The organism is Agromyces sp. P1_H4, from assembly GCF_056405255.1.
In genome coordinates, this window is the sequence record NZ_JBFUCL010000528.1 from 1 (window position 1) to 1,548 (window position 1,548).

At 73.4% G+C, this 1,548-nt stretch carries 1 protein-coding gene and 1 pseudogene; both read right to left on the reverse strand.

Annotated elements, in window-relative coordinates:
* Positions 1-26: 26 nt before the first annotated feature.
* Positions 27-1,247 carry a chorismate synthase gene (gene aroC, locus AC1DY2_RS19660; protein ID WP_476763942.1) on the reverse strand — a complete coding sequence of 407 codons (1,221 nt, stop codon included), beginning with the start codon at positions 1,245-1,247 and terminating at the stop codon, positions 27-29.
* 23 nt (positions 1,248-1,270) lie between these two features.
* Positions 1,271-1,548: pseudogene (locus AC1DY2_RS19665) on the reverse strand (shikimate dehydrogenase); the annotation flags it as partial.

A 1,548-nucleotide genomic window follows, 5' to 3' on the forward strand; every position in this document is an offset into this window, starting at 1 on the left:
CGATGGGGAGCGCGAGCCGGGCGCCGTCAGACACGGTCGCGTGCGGCATCCGCGTCGGCGATCTCGGTGAGGAGCGCGTCGGGGATGGCGGCGAGGTACGAATCGAGGTTGCGACGGGTCTCGACGACGGAGTCGCCGCCGAACTTCTCGAGCACGGCGTTGGCGAGCGTGAGCGCGACCATCGCCTCGGCGACGACGCCCGCCGCCGGCACGGCGCAGACATCCGACCGCTGATGGTGGGCGGGAGCCGCCTCGCCCGTGGCGACGTCGATGGTCGGCAGGGCGTGCGGGATCGTCGCGATGGGCTTCATGCCGGCGCGGACGCGCAGCACGGTTCCGGTCGACATGCCGCCCTCGGTGCCGCCCGCACGGTCGCTCGCCCGCACGATGCGCCCGTCGGCGAGGTGGAGTTCGTCGTGCGCGGCCGAGCCGCGACGGGTGGTGGTGGTGAAGCCGTCACCCACCTCGACGCCCTTGATGGCCTGGATGCCCATGAGCGCCGCGGCGAGCTGCGCGTCGAGCCGGCGGTCCCAGTGCACGTGCGACCCGAGGCCGGGCGGCACGCCGTAGGCGAGCACCTCGACCACGCCGCCGAGGGTGTCGCCGTCCTTGTGAGCCGCATCGACCTCGGCCACCATGCGCGCGGAGGTCTCCTCGTCGAAGCAGCGCAACGGGTCGGCGTCGAGACGGTCGACGTCGCCGGGCAGCGGGAGTGGGCGGTCCTCGGGCACGCGCACCGGCCCGATGGCGATGGTGTGCGCGACGAGGCGGATGCCGAGCTCGGCCAGGAACCCCCGGGCGACCGCGCCGAGCGCGACGCGCGCGGCGGTCTCGCGGGCACTCGCACGTTCGAGCACCGGACGGGCCTCGTCGAAGCCGTACTTCTGCATGCCGACGAGGTCGGCGTGGCCGGGGCGCGGACGCGTGAGGGGCGCGCCGCGGCCGCGCCCGAGCTTCGCCGGGTCGATGGGCTCGGGGCTCATCACCTCCTGCCATTTCGGCCACTCGGTGTTGCCGATGCGCAGGGCGATCGGGCTGCCGAGGCTCACCCCATGGCGGACGCCGCCCGAGATGTCGAGCTCGTCCTGCTCGAACTTCATGCGCGCACCCCGGCCGTAGCCGAGCTTGCGGCGCGCGAGGTCGGCGCGGATGGCGTCGAGCGAGACGGGGATACCGGCGGGAAGACCCTCGAGGATCGCGACGAGCTCAGGCCCGTGCGACTCTCCGGCGGTGAGCCAACGGAGCATGCTCCTATCCTTCCACAGGCGGATCAGAGCGAACGGCGCATGACGTCGAGGACGGCGGCCTCGTCGGGCAGCTCGCGGAGCGGATCCCCCGACGTGAAGATGCGCACCTGCAGGAGCGCCTGGTGCAGCAGCATCTCGAGCCCGTGCACCACGGTCCCGCCCGCCTCGAGCCACTGCGAGGCGAGGGTCGTCGGCCACGGTGCGTACGCGACGTCGAGCAGCGGCGTACGTTCCCTGAGCAGGACGGATGCCGCAGCGCCGGGATCGGCGCCGCCGGGCAGGGTGCTCACCACCAGGTTGG